The organism is Pseudomonas sp. TH37, assembly GCF_016650735.1.
GTDB lineage: Bacteria > Pseudomonadota > Gammaproteobacteria > Pseudomonadales > Pseudomonadaceae > Aquipseudomonas > Aquipseudomonas farris.
On sequence record NZ_JAEKFD010000002.1, the window covers coordinates 207,671 to 220,587 of the forward strand.

The 12,917-nt window shown below is 59.8% G+C and carries 14 protein-coding genes and 1 pseudogene; 11 read left to right on the top strand and 4 right to left on the bottom strand.

The genetic code is table 11. The annotated features are described in order from the left end of the window. The first annotated feature begins 244 nt into the window (after window positions 1-244). On the top strand, window positions 245-820 hold the full coding sequence (locus JFU11_RS06040; protein WP_201060066.1) for a flavodoxin family protein: 576 nt from the start codon (window positions 245-247) through the stop codon (window positions 818-820). Window positions 821-854: 34 nt separating this feature from the next. After that, a complete protein-coding gene (locus tag JFU11_RS06045; protein ID WP_038978364.1) occupies window positions 855-1,679 on the top strand; it encodes an alpha/beta hydrolase in 825 nt (274 codons plus the stop codon). Between the two features lie 33 nt (window positions 1,680-1,712). On the opposite strand, the gene JFU11_RS06050 is transcribed toward JFU11_RS06045, so the two are convergent. After that, window positions 1,713-2,177: an AraC family transcriptional regulator gene (locus tag JFU11_RS06050; RefSeq protein ID WP_201060067.1), complete on the bottom strand. Its 465-nt coding sequence runs from the start codon at window positions 2,175-2,177 to the stop codon at window positions 1,713-1,715. Between the two features lie 223 nt (window positions 2,178-2,400). Between JFU11_RS06050 and JFU11_RS06055 the strand changes: the two genes are divergently transcribed. The 9 genes and pseudogenes from JFU11_RS06055 to JFU11_RS06090 all read left to right on the top strand — a co-directional run bounded on the left by JFU11_RS06055 (window position 2,401) and on the right by JFU11_RS06090 (window position 9,980). Continuing rightward, the gene (locus JFU11_RS06055; protein WP_123721078.1) at window positions 2,401-3,324 is read left to right on the top strand and encodes a LysR family transcriptional regulator; all 924 of its coding nucleotides are present in this window, start codon (window positions 2,401-2,403) and stop codon (window positions 3,322-3,324) included. 420 nt (window positions 3,325-3,744) lie between these two features. Next, window positions 3,745-4,113, top strand: a complete 369-nt coding sequence (locus tag JFU11_RS06060; RefSeq protein ID WP_201060068.1) for a DUF6124 family protein — start codon at window positions 3,745-3,747, stop codon at window positions 4,111-4,113. Between the two features lie 35 nt (window positions 4,114-4,148). Next, window positions 4,149-4,274 (top strand): annotated as a pseudogene (locus tag JFU11_RS28020) (metal ABC transporter ATP-binding protein); the annotation flags it as partial. A gap of 111 nt (window positions 4,275-4,385) precedes the next feature. Next, window positions 4,386-4,802, top strand: coding sequence for a DoxX family protein (locus JFU11_RS06065; RefSeq protein ID WP_201060069.1), 417 nt, complete (start codon window positions 4,386-4,388; stop codon window positions 4,800-4,802). Further along, window positions 4,795-5,385, top strand: a complete 591-nt coding sequence (locus JFU11_RS06070; protein WP_201060070.1) for an antibiotic biosynthesis monooxygenase — start codon at window positions 4,795-4,797, stop codon at window positions 5,383-5,385. The genes JFU11_RS06065 and JFU11_RS06070 overlap by 8 nt, the downstream gene beginning before the upstream one ends. 9 nt (window positions 5,386-5,394) lie before the next feature. Continuing rightward, window positions 5,395-7,233, top strand: a complete 1,839-nt coding sequence (locus JFU11_RS06075) for an amidohydrolase (protein ID WP_123721082.1) — start codon at window positions 5,395-5,397, stop codon at window positions 7,231-7,233. 68 nt (window positions 7,234-7,301) lie between these two features. After that, window positions 7,302-7,928 carry an isochorismate family cysteine hydrolase YcaC gene (gene ycaC, locus JFU11_RS06080; RefSeq protein ID WP_123721083.1) on the top strand — a complete coding sequence of 209 codons (627 nt, stop codon included), beginning with the start codon at window positions 7,302-7,304 and terminating at the stop codon, window positions 7,926-7,928. 245 nt (window positions 7,929-8,173) lie between these two features. Further along, complete coding sequence (locus tag JFU11_RS06085; RefSeq protein ID WP_123721084.1) at window positions 8,174-9,079, top strand: LysR family transcriptional regulator; 906 nt, start codon at window positions 8,174-8,176, stop codon at window positions 9,077-9,079. A 94-nt stretch (window positions 9,080-9,173) separates the two neighbouring features. Beyond that, window positions 9,174-9,980, top strand: a complete 807-nt coding sequence (locus JFU11_RS06090; protein ID WP_201060071.1) for a class I SAM-dependent methyltransferase — start codon at window positions 9,174-9,176, stop codon at window positions 9,978-9,980. 182 nt (window positions 9,981-10,162) lie between these two features. Here JFU11_RS06090 and JFU11_RS06095 read toward each other — a convergent pair whose 3' ends face one another. From JFU11_RS06095 to JFU11_RS06105, 3 genes are read right to left on the bottom strand one after another with little or no spacing between them, the layout of a single operon-like run. After that, on the bottom strand, window positions 10,163-10,852 hold the full coding sequence (locus tag JFU11_RS06095; protein ID WP_201060072.1) for a hypothetical protein: 690 nt from the start codon (window positions 10,850-10,852) through the stop codon (window positions 10,163-10,165). Between the two features lie 57 nt (window positions 10,853-10,909). Then, window positions 10,910-11,722, bottom strand: a complete 813-nt coding sequence (locus JFU11_RS06100; RefSeq protein ID WP_201060073.1) for a ChbG/HpnK family deacetylase — start codon at window positions 11,720-11,722, stop codon at window positions 10,910-10,912. Further along, on the bottom strand, window positions 11,694-12,914 hold the full coding sequence (locus JFU11_RS06105; protein ID WP_201060074.1) for a GNAT family N-acetyltransferase: 1,221 nt from the start codon (window positions 12,912-12,914) through the stop codon (window positions 11,694-11,696). The genes JFU11_RS06100 and JFU11_RS06105 overlap by 29 nt, the downstream gene beginning before the upstream one ends. Between the last annotated feature and the right edge of the window lie 3 nt (window positions 12,915-12,917).

Consider the following 12,917-nt stretch of genomic DNA (forward strand, 5'->3'; position numbering starts at 1 on the left):
GATGGCAGTGCGTATCGGTCACTGTGTTCAAGTCAGCCCTGGTCGGTCCCGTATTTATTGGGCGCGATGCCGCTGAAGGCGTAGCGGAATCCATTGGCGCATCATTAAAAATTAACAACGTTTAACTCGTCGTGTATCCGGTCTACGCTCAAAAATCCATCCCTTCAAGTTCAACCGAAGGCACTGACCTTCTTGCAACAAAAAGCGTGCCGAAAAAAGGATGAACACTTCTGGAGGAGCCGGAATGAGCAACGTGGTGGTGGTCTATCACAGTGGCTACGGGCATACCCGCGTCATGGCCGAAGCCGTGGGCCAGGGTGTGGAACGGCACCTGGGCAGCACCTGTCGGCTGATTCCGGTCGAGGAAGTGAATGAGCACTGGGAACGCTTGCACCGTGCCGATGCAATTATCTTTGGCGCCCCGACTTACATGGGCAGTGCCTCGGCGGCCTTCAAGGGTTTCATGGAAGCTACCGCGTCGTTTTACCTGGCCCAGCCCTGGCGCGACAAGCTCGCCGCCGGGTTTACCAATTCCGGCTGCCTGTGCGGCGACAAGCTCAACACCTTGCTGCAAATGACCGTGTTCGCCGCCCAGCACTCGATGATCTGGGTCGGCCTCGACCTGCTGCCGGCGCGCAGCAGCATCGGCCTGTTCGATGGGCAGTTGAATCGGCTCGGCAGTTCGCTGGGGGCCATGGCCCAATCGAACGTCGAACAATCCCCCGACCTTGCACCGCCGCCCGAAGACCGCCGCACCGCCGCGCATCTGGGCGAGCGGGTGGCACGCCTGGCCGAACGAATGGCCCGCCCCACTTATTAACCGCCGCAAAATCCATGCATGAGGAGACATCACCATGAGTACCTTTACCACCCGAGACGGCACCGAGATTTACTACAAGGACTGGGGCACCGGTCAACCAATCGTCTTCAGCCACGGTTGGCCATTGAACGCCGACAGCTGGGAGTCGCAGATGTTCTTCCTGGCTTCCAAAGGCTACCGGGTCATTGCCCATGATCGCCGTGGTCACGGTCGTTCGAGCCAGCCATGGTTCGGCAATGAAATGGACACTTACGCCGATGACCTGGCGCAGCTGATCGAGCATCTGGATCTGCAAAACGCCGTGCTGTTCGGCTTCTCCACTGGCGGTGGCGAAGTGGCGCGCTACATCGGTCGCCACGGCACCGGTCGGGTGGCCAAGGCCGGGCTGATTTCATCGGTGCCGCCGTTGATGCTCAAGACCGAGGCCAACCCCGGCGGCTTGCCGCTGGAAGTGTTCGACGGTATTCGTCAGGCGTCCCTGGTCGACCGTTCGCAGCTGTACAAGGATCTGGCCAGCGGTCCGTTCTTTGGCTTCAATCGCCCGGGTGCCAAGCCGTCCCAAGGCATGATCGACTGGTTCTGGCTGCAGGGCATGATGTCCGGCCACAAGAACGCGTATGACTGCATCAAGGCGTTCTCCGAAACCGACTTCACCGAAGACCTGAAGAAGTTCGACGTGCCAACCCTGGTGGTGCATGGCGACGACGACCAGGTTGTGCCGATCGAAGCCGCCGGCATCGCTGCGGCGAAACTGGTCAAGGGCTCCACATTGAAAGTCTACCCGGGAGCACCCCACGGCCTGACCGACACCCACAAGGATCAACTCAACGAAGATCTGCTGGCGTTCATCAAGGGCTGATCAAGATCAAAAGATCGCCGGCTGCGCCAGCGCCTACACGGTTATGTGAACCCCTGTAGGCGCTGGCGAAGACTGCGATCTTTTGATTGTGAGAGAGGGAAGAGCACGCACGGCCCGGCACCGCCAGGCAAACGGTGACACGCCTTCGCTGCGGGTGAAAATATGGGAAAAATGCGCCTGATCGCAGAAGCCGCATTCCAGGCTGATTTGCGTCAGGGTCAGGTCGGTGTTCTGGATCAACTGCTTGGCCCGGGCGATGCGTTGCCGGCGAATCCAGTCTTGCGGCGAGAGGCCGGTGCTGCACTTGAACGCACGGGAAAAATGACTGCGTGACAAGGCGCAGGCCCGTGCCAGTTCGGTCACTTCCAGGGTTTCACCGAGGTGATCGAGGATCAACTGCTTGGCCAGATTTTCACGCCAGGGGCTGAGCCCTCCAGTGGGTTTTTTTCGCGTTTCAGTGGAGGACGCGCTGATCGCGTTTTGCTGAAAGTGAGCCATGGCCAATGTCCGTGTCGGAGGGCGCGCGCGGGTGCGCTGCACGGTAAGTCAGCACGTTCCCTCTGAAAAAAGGTCTGCGCAGAGGGCTTCATTCTTGGTCGCGAGAGCTTTGGCTTGCGAGTTAAACGTTGTTAATTCCTCGATCGGCGCGGGCAGTCTCGAGTACAGTCAGCCACACTCGTCAACCCTCGTGCCTGGCCGAAAACAGAATGGGATTGTGCTTATGAACCGTAACGATCTGCGCCGCGTCGACATGAACTTGCTGGTGATTTTCGAAGCCCTGATGTTCGAAAAGAACCTGACCCGTGTCGCCGAAAAACTCTTCATGGGCCAACCCGCAGTGAGCGCTGCGCTGGGGCGGTTGCGTGATTTGTTCGATGATCCGTTGTTGCTGCGCAACGGTCGCGGGATGGAGCCGACGGCACGGGCGTTGGCGATTCTCAAGGAGCTGCAACCGGCGATGGACACCATCTCGGGGGCGGTCAGCCGCGCCAAGGAATTCGACCCGACGACCAGCTGTGATGTGTTTCGCATCGGGCTGTCGGACGATGCCGAGTTCGGTCTGTTCCCACCGTTGTTACGACAACTGCAAGAAGAAGCACCGGGGATCGTGGTCGTGGTGCGCCGCGCCAATTACCTGCTGATGCCGGCATTGCTGGCCTCCGGCGAAATCTCGGTGGGCGTCAGCTACACCACCGACCTGCCGGCCAACGCCAAACGCAAGAAGCTGCGCGACATTCCTTGCAAAGTACTGCGCGGCGACAACCGTCCAGAACCGCTGACCCTGGATGATTACTGTGCGAGGCCCCATGCCATGGTGTCGTTTTCCGGTGACCTGAGCGGCAACATCGATCTGGATCTGGCCAAGGTCGGGCGCACGCGACGTGTTGTACTTGGGGTTCCGCAATTCAGCGGTTTGCGCGCGTTGCTCGCCGGCACAGAGATGATCGCCACTGTCCCCGATTACGCAGCCTGCGCGTTGGTTGAGGGATGTGCCTTGCGCGCCGAAGATCCACCGTTCCCCATCGACGCTGCACAGTTGTCGATGGCGTGGAGCGGGGTGCACGACAACGATCCTGCGGAGCGCTGGTTGCGCTCGCGGATCAGTCAGTTCATGTCGGTGGCGCTGGATATTCCGGTGGTTTAAGGCTGCAAGTACAAATCTTCAAAATGCCTCAAGCCCGCTCCCACAGGGGAATGTATGTTGATTCGAGGGCTGTGTTTAATGGTGTTTAGCGTTACTTCCTGAAAGCTACAGATCCTTGCGCCGTTGCCTACGACTGCGCCAGAATCCGCCGGCTTGTGCGCTTTGGGTCTGGTCTTTATCGTTTCCGCATCGCTGAGAACTCAGCGATCGGGTTTAGCGACTCGGACTATTCAAAGTGCATCAGTGCTCTAGACTTTATTGCCGACTTTTGACGTCTGCAATTGCGTTATGGTGGCTGTATGCGGGAGACCCTCGGGTCTACCGGGTGCCTTTGACCGGTTCGCTAACCTGCATACAGTCGCCACCCTTATTTGTTTAGCGACAGGTTCTGGTGGTGCTATTTTCCAAAGGAGATTCACCATGTTCAAAGCCACACCCAACCCGCCACAAACCGACGACGTTTCCCCCTACGATCCCCTCGATCCTAAAAAACTCAACGAAGCCGCCGAGCGTGCTCTCGATCACTACCTCAAACCGTCCGACCCCAAGACCGCGCGCAAACCGAGCACGATCTACACCGTCGCCCCGGGCATCGACATCGAAGAGCTACTGGCCAATGCCTGCGAATCCTTTGCCTCGGCCAAGGTGATCGCCAGTGACTGTGCCGGGTTTCTGGAGGGGCCGCAGCGCAATACGGTACTGGGCGTCGCGCAGCTCATCATGCTGGGTGAACTGGCTGTGAGTCGGGCGCTGGATAGTCTGGAGTTGAAGGCAGCCCCGGCCGTCTGACCGGATTCAATACGAAACGGCCTTCGGGCCGTTTTTTGTGCCTGAGCAGTAGTGAGCACGCACAAAACCCTGTGGGAGCGGGCTTGCCCGCGATGGCGTCGGGTCAGTCGACATCACTGTTGAATGACACACCCTATTCGCGGGCAAGCCCGCTCCCACAGGGTTTTGTGTCGTTCGGGCGTTCAACGCACTCGCAAAGAGAGCACGTACATTCAATTTTTCCCCACCCCTTGGCGGCACTATTCAGGCCAGTGATTGAACAGGGGTGAGCCATGAACGCTTCGCAACGGGATGAACAGGCGCGGGATGTCGGGCTGCTGTTTTTGCGGGTCAGTGGCGGTCTGTTTCTGCTGTGGGTTCACGGCTTGCCCAAGCTCCTGGACTTCAGTGCGCAGCTGCAACAGATCGAAGACCCTTTCCACCTCGGTGCCCACCTCACCCTCAGCCTGGCGATCTTCGCCGAAGTGCTGTGCCCGCTGCTGATCATCGCCGGGGCGCTGGTGCGTCTGGCGTGCTTGCCTATTCTGTTTGTGCTGCTGGTGGCGCTGTTGATTGTGCATCCGCAATGGAGCGTGGCCGAAGGGCAGTTCGACTGGCTACTGTTGATCCTCTTCACCAGCATCTTCATCGCCGGGCCTGGCCGGCTGGCGCTCAATATCCGATTCGCCGGAGCCTTCCGTTATGCCTGATTCCAATCGATTCGAAGAAGTCGTGACCCTGATCGTCAAACACCGGGTCAAGGCCGGTTTTGAAGTCCCTTACGAGGCTTGGCTGCGCAACATCGTCAATGTGGCCGGGCAGAGCGAAGGGCACTTGGGCGTGGATGTGATTCGCGGCAAGAACGGTGGGCTGGACATGTTCACCTGCGTGCTGCGCTTTTGCTCCACTGAGGCCATGCAGCGCTGGCTCGACTCGCCGCAACGTCAGGCGCTGGTCGATGAAGCTGCGCCGATGCTGGCCGACGGCGACCAGACCGAGGTCAACCCGGTCAATGAATTCTGGTTCTCACCGCTGGCTGAGGCCGGTTCGCCACCGCCGCGCTGGAAGCAGGCCGTGGTGACGTTGTTGGTGATCCTGCCGCACACCTTGCTGGTGCCGCTGCTCTGGGGGCCGCTGTTGCGCCTCAATGCCTTCCTCTCCAACTACGTGGTCGCCACTTTCCTGATCACCCTGACCATTGTGCTGTCGGTGGTGTATGTCTTTATGCCGCTGGCCACGCGCCTGTTTGCGCCGTGGCTGGAAGCCGGCCGGTCCCATTCCACACAGCCTTAAGGAAACGCGATGAACGCCGATCTGATTTTGTTCAATGGCCAGTTTCATACCGTTGACCGTGAAAAACCCCTCGCCAGCGCCGTGGCGATCAGCGACGGCCGTTTCGTCGCGGTCGGTACCGATGCCGAAGCCATGGCCCTGCGCGGTTCGGGCACGCAGGTCATCGACCTCAAGGGCCGTTGCGTCATCCCCGGCCTCAATGACTCGCACCTGCACCTGATCCGCGGTGGTTTGAACTACAACCTCGAACTGCGCTGGGAAGGTGTGCCGTCCCTGGCTGATGCCTTGCGCATGCTCAAGGATCAGGCCGACCGCACGCCGACGCCGCAGTGGGTTCGGGTGGTGGGTGGCTGGAACGAATTTCAGTTTGCCGAAAAACGCATGCCGACCCTGGAAGAACTCAACCAGGCGGCACCCGATACGCCGGTGTTCGTGCTGCATTTGTACGACCGCGCCTTGCTCAACCGCGCCGCGTTGCGCGTCGCCGGTTACACCCGCAACACGCCGAACCCACCGGGCGGCGAGATTGTGCGCGATGCCAACGGTGAGCCGACCGGCATGCTGGTGGCGCGGCCGAACGCGATGATTCTGTACTCGACCCTGGCCAAAGGGCCAAAGTTACCGCTGGAATATCAGGTCAACTCGACCCGCCAGTTCATGCGTGAACTTAATCGCCTCGGCCTGACCAGCGCCATCGACGCTGGCGGTGGTTTCCAGAATTACCCCGACGACTACGCGGTGATCGAGCAGTTGGCCAAGGACCAGCAACTGACTATCCGCATCGCCTACAACCTGTTCACCCAGAAGCCCAAGGAAGAACTCACCGATTTCAAGAACTGGACCGGCAGCGTCAAGCTGCATCAGGGCGACGACTTCCTGCGGCACAACGGCGCCGGGGAAATGCTGGTGTTCTCGGCGGCGGATTTCGAAGACTTCCTCGAGCCGCGTCCAGACCTGCCGCAAACCATGGAAGACGAGCTGGAACCGGTGGTCCGCCACCTCGTCGAGCAGCGCTGGCCATTCCGTTTGCATGCGACTTACAACGAATCCATCAGCCGCATGCTCGACGTATTCGAGAAGGTCAACCGCGACATTCCCTTCAATGGTTTGCCATGGTTTTTCGACCACGCTGAAACCATCACCCCGCAGAACATCGAGCGGGTGAGGGCGCTGGGCGGTGGTATCGCGATTCAGGATCGCATGGCGTTCCAGGGGGAATATTTCGCCGAGCGTTATGGCGCCAAGGCCGCCGAAAACACGCCACCGATCAAGCGCATGTTGGCCGAGGGTGTACCGGTCGGCGCCGGCACCGATGCGACTCGAGTGTCTAGCTACAATCCATGGACCTCGTTGTACTGGATGGTCAGCGGTCGCACCGTCGGTGGGCTGGCGTTGCACAGCGAAGGCCTGCCCCGGCAGACCGCGCTGGAACTGTTCACCCATGGCAGTGCCTGGTTTTCGTCGGAACAGGGCAAGAAAGGCCAGATCAAGGTCGGTCAACTGGCTGACGTGGCGGCATTGAGCGCGGACTTTTTCAGTGTCGAGGAAGAAGCCATCAAATGGATCGAATCGGTGTTGACCGTGGTCGGCGGCAAAGTGGTGTACGCCGCCGGCGAATTCGAAAAACTGGGGCCTCCCAGCGTGCCGGTGCTGCCGGACTGGTCACCGGTGGTCAAGGTGCCGGGTCACTGGCGTCCGGCTTCGCCGATGCAGGCGCAGGTTCACCATTGCAGCGGACCGTGCGCGGTGCATTCCCACAGCCATGAACGGGCGCGTTTGTCGAACGCACCGGTCAGCGATTTCCAGGGGTTCTGGGGCGCGTTTGGCTGCTCGTGTTTTGCCTTCTAGTCATTTAAATAAGCGCCGACCTAGTGTGTCGGCGCCCTATGAAACGTCAATCCTGCGAGGAGTTTCACATGAGCAACGTTCCTTACAAACGTCTGAACAAAGATGATGCAGTGGTATTGCTGGTCGATCACCAGACCGGCCTGATCTCGTTGGTGCAGGATTTCTCGCCCAACGAATTCAAGAACAACGTGTTGGCCTTGGGCGACGTGGCCAAGTTCTTCAACTTGCCGACCATCCTGACCACCAGCTTCGAAAACGGCCCGAACGGCCCGATGGTGCCGGAGTTGAAAGAGCAATTCCCGGACGCGCCATACATCCCGCGTCCAGGCCAGATCAATGCCTGGGACAACGAAGACTTCGTTAAAGCCGTCAAGGCTACCGGTCGCAAGCAACTGATCATCGCCGGTGTGGTGACCGATGTGTGCGTGACCTTCCCGACCCTGTCGGCGCTGGCTGAAGGCTTTGAAGTGTTCGTGGTTACCGACGCTTCCGGCACGTTCAACGAAACCGTGCAGCAAGCGGCTTGGGCGCGCATGGCCGCGGCCGGTGCACAGTTGGTGAACTGGTTCTCGGTGGCCTGCGAGCTGCAGGGTGACTGGCGCAACGACATGGAAGGCCTGGCCAATCTGCTGTCGCCACGCATTCCGAATTATCGCAACCTGATGAACAGCTATTCGGTGCTGAGCTCCAAGTAAGCAATCAGGCTGCCAGCCTTGGGCTGGCAGCTTTTTAAAAGATCGCAGGCTCGGTTTGAAGAGCAGGATCAAAAGATCGCAGGCTTCGCCAGCTCCTACGTGATTGGGTACACCCGCCATTGACCGGCGGCACGCAATCCCTCGTAGGAGCTGGCGAAGCCTGCGATCTTTTGATCTTTAGATTTGGGGAGCCGGGAACGGAAAAAACGGCTATAAAGCGTTTTACTGTCAACCAGGGCGCGACAATGAACCCGTTCGAGGATATGCGTATTTTTTGCCAGGTCATGGACTCTGGCAGCTTCACTGCGGCAGCCGATCAATTGGGGTTGTCCAAACAGTACGTCAGCCGCCGCCTGATGCAACTGGAAGAGCGCCTCGGCGTGCGCCTGCTCAACCGTTCGACCCGGCGGTTGGACGTCACGCCGCTGGGGCAGAGTTATTACGAATCAGCCCTGCGCCTGCTCAGCGAAGTCGAGCAAGTGGAGCAGGGCATCGCCGGCCAGACCACCGAGCCTCGCGGCACTATTCGCCTGAGCGCGCCGTTATCGTTTGCCGTGGCGCATCTGGGGTGTCTGTTACCGGAGTTTTTGCAGCGTTATCGCGATGTCACCGTGGAAGTCGACCTGAGCGATCGGCCAGTGGACTTGCTCGGCGAGGGCTACGATCTGGCATTGCGCATTGGCGTGCTGGAAGACTCGACGCTGATCGCCCGACGCCTCGCCTCCATCGAGCGGGTGTACTGCGCCAGCCCAGTGTATCTGGCCGAGCGGGGCACGCCGCTTAAACCCGAGGATTTGCACACCCACGATTGCCTGCCTTACGGCCACGGTCGTCAGGTGCAGTGGCGTTTCGAGGGGCGGGGCAAGCCGCTGAACGTCAACGTCACTGGGCGGATGCGGGTCAACAATGGTGAGTTGCTCAAGGACGCGGCCATCGCCGGCATGGGGATCACCTACCTGCCGACGTTCATCGTCGGTTCGGCCCTGAAGGACGGCCGACTCGTGCCGGTGCTGGATGATCTGCGCCCCGAACCGCTGACCTTGTCGGCCGTCTACCCGCAACATCGCCAGAGTTCGCGACCGGTGCAGGCATTGATCGAGTTCTTGCGTGAGCGGTTGAATCAACGCGCAGAGGGTTCGCACTACCGCTGATTTACAAGTTCGCAACAAAGCTCGAATGGCGATTTTCCTGACGCTGATCCAGACTCGTGCCGGCCAATCAAAGGCCCGAACTCTGGAGCGTGCAATGGAAATGCCGACAAAAGAAAAAGCCATCGCCAGTAATCGCGATGCGTGGAATGACTCCGCCCCACATCACAAAGATACCCCTGAGTGGCAGGCCTGTTTGAGTGGCGTGAGCCATGGCGATTTTTCCTGCCTGGATGACACCCTCACCGGGTTGCTTCAACAGGTCGGCATCGATGGCAAGGATGTGGTGCAACTGGGCTGCAACAACGGACGTGAAAGTCTTTCGTTGTTTGCGCTGGGTGCCCGCCGTGTCGTGGGCATTGATCAGTCGGAGGCCTTTCTCGATCAGGCTCGGGAGCTGGCATTCGTTTCGCCCTATGAGCCCGAATTCATCGAGGCTGACGTCCATCACCTGCCGACGGATCTTCACCAGCGCTTCGATGTAGCGCTGATTACCATCGGCGTATTGAACTGGATGCCGGACATCGCCGAATTCTTGCGCCATGCCGCGCAAACCCTCAAGCCCGGCGGTGCGCTTGTGGTGTACGAAACCCACCCGTTCCTGGAAATGTTCGACCCCGAGTCAGCCGATCCTTATCGCCCGGACAGCTCGTATTTTCGCAGCGAACCTTTCGTCCAGAACCAGCCGATCGTCTATGAAGGTAAAGTCGAACAGCAGGCCTCAGCGTCTTACTGGTTCGTCCACACCTTGGGCGCCATCTTCACCGGTGCCGTTGAGGCGGGGTTGCAGATCAGCCACTTCAAGGAATACCCGCATTCCAACCGCGAAGAACTCTACGATCGGTATCAGCAGCAAAAGGCGCAGTTGCCGTTGTGTTACACGTTGGTCGCGGTGAAGCGCTGAGCTTCGGATCTGAGAAATGAGTTGTACTGACTGACGCCATCGCGGGCAAGCCCGCTCCCACAGTGATCGCTGTCGTTCACAAATCTTTTGGTCAAAGCAGATACCTGTGGGAGCGGGCTTGCCCGCGATGGCGGCGACACGGTCCGCAGTCAAGCAACAACCATCGCTCCCACCAGCCAAAATCACGCCTGCGCCGCAGTCGCCGTCGACTGCGCAGGTTTGCGCAGTTCAGTCAGCCGTGAGCCGCTGTAGTAGGTTTCGCGGAAGAAGCGAAAGCGGCCGAACAGGTCGTAGACGTGGGTGATGCGCCCTTGCTCCTGATAGTCCATGCGCAGGTGCATTTTCATGGCCTGGATGTTGCGGACATCGCAGACGTCCATGACCTTGTTGCAACCTTGGTCCCGCATCGCACCCCAGATGTTGTACTGGGCATCCACCGACAGGGCGGAGCCGAAGTATTGAGGGATCATTTCACCGCCGAACTGGAAAAACTCACCGGGTTGGACCCGGAACCAGCAGCCGTAATAGTGCTGGTCAAAGTAGTCACTGAGGCTGCCCCAAATGAATCCGATCGCATCACCTTCCTCGTCCAGATACATGTGCCCGGTGTGACCTTCGGACGCGATTTGGGCCATGGCCTTGACGCGATTACCGTAATACTTGGTGAAAGCCTTGGCGTTCTCCTGGGTAATCGTCACCAGACGCAAGCCCGTGTAGGGCCGTAGTTTGTGCGGCGCTATTGGGGTGACCAGATCGCGTCCCAGCCACAGCAGCTCTCGGTGCAAGTACACATAGCGATTCCAGAGCGTCTGGAGCGTGTGAAGCAGGCCTTTTTCTTTGATTCGTTCGCGAAGCTTGTCGATGGCGCTCATGAAGTCCTCCGAGGCTGAAGCCAGGGTGTGGTGGATAAGGTTTTTGATAGCGATAAATCAAGGTTGCAACGGGCGTAGCTCAATCGAGTACTGCTGTTCGTCTTTGAGCGTCCTTGGCACAACGGCATAGGACACTCTCGGAATGCCCGGAAGGCGCTTCTCCAGAATGTGAGCCAGAGACTCTCCGGGGTTTAAATAGATATCGCCAAAATCGGCCCCGATATGGGTCGGGTGGACAACAATTTCCAACAGGCCGTCGATCGGCATCGCCACGTTGCGCAGGTCCACCGGGGTGCATACGTACTGGGCGGTCGCGCCGGCCAGGCGGTTCAATCGATGATTGAACAGCGTCTTGAATACCCGCTTGGGCACACTCAGGTTGTTTCCCAGATGGCGCGCCAGTCGCACGGGCACCCCTTGGCGGGCGGCGAAACGCGCGACGATTTCACCGACGGGCCAGATGTTGTGCACGTGCTGATGGGAGTCGATGTGGCTGGGGCGCAGGCCATTGTCCAGGCAGCGTTGCCATTGGGCTTCGAGTTCCTCCAGCACGGCGTCGCGATCCTGGCGGTTGAGCCAGAGACTGTGGCGGGGCAGGTTGAGATTGAACACGCCCTGGCTGTCACAGAACGTCGAACGCGTGAGAATCGACGGGCTCAACGGCCGGCCATAGGTGAGGTTGAAGTGCAACCCGATTCGTCCCTGGAGCAATGACTGCTGGGACAGGACGCAGGCTTCCTCGAACGCCGGCATATTGGCCATGGCGGTGGCGGAGCTGATGACCCCGGCCTTGAAGGCGCCAAGGATCACCGCGTTTTCGCTCGAGCTGAGGCCGAAATCGTCAGCGTTGACTATGACTTGGCGAGGCATGTTTGCCCTCCATGGTTTTTTCGGTGGGTACAGGGCCTTTGTCGGCGGGCGCGGGAGTAGGAGTGGTAACAGGAACAACCAGCGCCGCTGCACGCCTGGCCTGCCATTTTTTCCACCAGGGTTTGAGTTGGTGCCAGAGCCGCATGGCCAGCCCCAGAGCGAGGCCGCTGGGACGCCAGGAGTAGAAACTCCAGCGCCAGTGCTCCAGTTGCCCGGTCATGCGCTCCTGGAGTTGATGGCTGGAGTTCATCAGGCTGACTCGCGAAGCGTCGATCCAGTGCCAATTGTCGTCCAGGCCCCAGCGAATCCACTCTTCGAGCAGCACACGACCGCTGCCCAGATCGGCGTATTGCGGCAGGAACGCCAGGTTGTAGTCGTACAGCCGGCCCTGTTCCAGCAAGCCGAGCCGGTAGCTGATGCAGCGCCCGTCCACTTCCAGTACCACCACCCGCAGCAGTCCCTGTTCGGCGAGGGCGGTGAAGGCCAGGTTGATCCATTGTCGGCTACGGTTGCTGGTGAAAATCCCGACGCCTTCGACACCTTTCCAGCTCTGCGCTTCGACTTCGCTGAGGGCCTGCAATAAAGGCCCGATGGTGGTCGCGTCAGGGGTTACGCGTCGGACCTGGGCACCATAGGCCAACATGCGTTTACGCGCCCGGCGCAGTTTGTAGCGCGGGTCGCCGGAGACTTCCTGGCGGTCGGCCTCGCTGATCAAATGCACCGGCACCCGGCAACTGAGGCGACGCTCGCCGGTCGAGCTGTGGGCCATCCATGTGGTCAGCGCGCTTTCTTCGCCGATGGGTTCGGATAATTCATTGAGTTGCAGCATCGCATGGGGCACGCGACGGCGGATGATCACCAGTGCCTTGCGCATGCTGTCGGCATCGAGGCAAGTGAGCAGGGCCAGGCGGTCAGTAAGGGGATAACCGAGGTGACGCAGGACCCGAAATGGCAGCTTTCCAAAGCGCTCCACGGATGCCACCAGCGGCAGGCACAAGGTTAATTCATCGCCCTGCCAGCCGAGCAGAACGTGCAAGTGTTCTCCAGCGGTCAGTGCCTGTTCCGACGCGCACAGCCAGGCCAGGGTGTTGAACGGCGTGTGATCGGGCACGCGCAGGCGCAACCCCTCATAGGCAGCTGCCGGAAAGTCCGGGGCGCACAGCGAGGTGCGCCATTCGAATCGTGCCACCATAAG

Excerpts from the sequence above, each read along its gene's own strand:
- JFU11_RS06050 (WP_201060067.1), bottom strand. The coding sequence starts at position 2,177 with ATGGCTCACTTTCAGCAAAACGCGATCAGCGCGTCCTCCACTGAAACG.
- JFU11_RS06090 (WP_201060071.1), top strand. The coding sequence starts at position 9,174 with ATGGAAATGCCGACAAAAGAAAAAGCCATCGCCAGTAATCGCGATGCG.
- JFU11_RS06075 (WP_123721082.1), top strand. The coding sequence starts at position 5,395 with ATGAACGCCGATCTGATTTTGTTCAATGGCCAGTTTCATACCGTTGAC.
- ycaC (WP_123721083.1), top strand. The coding sequence starts at position 7,302 with ATGAGCAACGTTCCTTACAAACGTCTGAACAAAGATGATGCAGTGGTA.
- JFU11_RS06070 (WP_201060070.1), top strand. The coding sequence starts at position 4,795 with ATGCCTGATTCCAATCGATTCGAAGAAGTCGTGACCCTGATCGTCAAA.
- JFU11_RS06040 (WP_201060066.1), top strand. The coding sequence starts at position 245 with ATGAGCAACGTGGTGGTGGTCTATCACAGTGGCTACGGGCATACCCGC.
- JFU11_RS06065 (WP_201060069.1), top strand. The coding sequence starts at position 4,386 with ATGAACGCTTCGCAACGGGATGAACAGGCGCGGGATGTCGGGCTGCTG.
- JFU11_RS06105 (WP_201060074.1), bottom strand. The coding sequence starts at position 12,914 with ATGGTGGCACGATTCGAATGGCGCACCTCGCTGTGCGCCCCGGACTTT.
- JFU11_RS06060 (WP_201060068.1), top strand. The coding sequence starts at position 3,745 with ATGTTCAAAGCCACACCCAACCCGCCACAAACCGACGACGTTTCCCCC.
- JFU11_RS06055 (WP_123721078.1), top strand. The coding sequence starts at position 2,401 with ATGAACCGTAACGATCTGCGCCGCGTCGACATGAACTTGCTGGTGATT.
- JFU11_RS06095 (WP_201060072.1), bottom strand. The coding sequence starts at position 10,852 with ATGAGCGCCATCGACAAGCTTCGCGAACGAATCAAAGAAAAAGGCCTG.
- JFU11_RS06085 (WP_123721084.1), top strand. The coding sequence starts at position 8,174 with ATGAACCCGTTCGAGGATATGCGTATTTTTTGCCAGGTCATGGACTCT.
- JFU11_RS06100 (WP_201060073.1), bottom strand. The coding sequence starts at position 11,722 with ATGCCTCGCCAAGTCATAGTCAACGCTGACGATTTCGGCCTCAGCTCG.
- JFU11_RS06045 (WP_038978364.1), top strand. The coding sequence starts at position 855 with ATGAGTACCTTTACCACCCGAGACGGCACCGAGATTTACTACAAGGAC.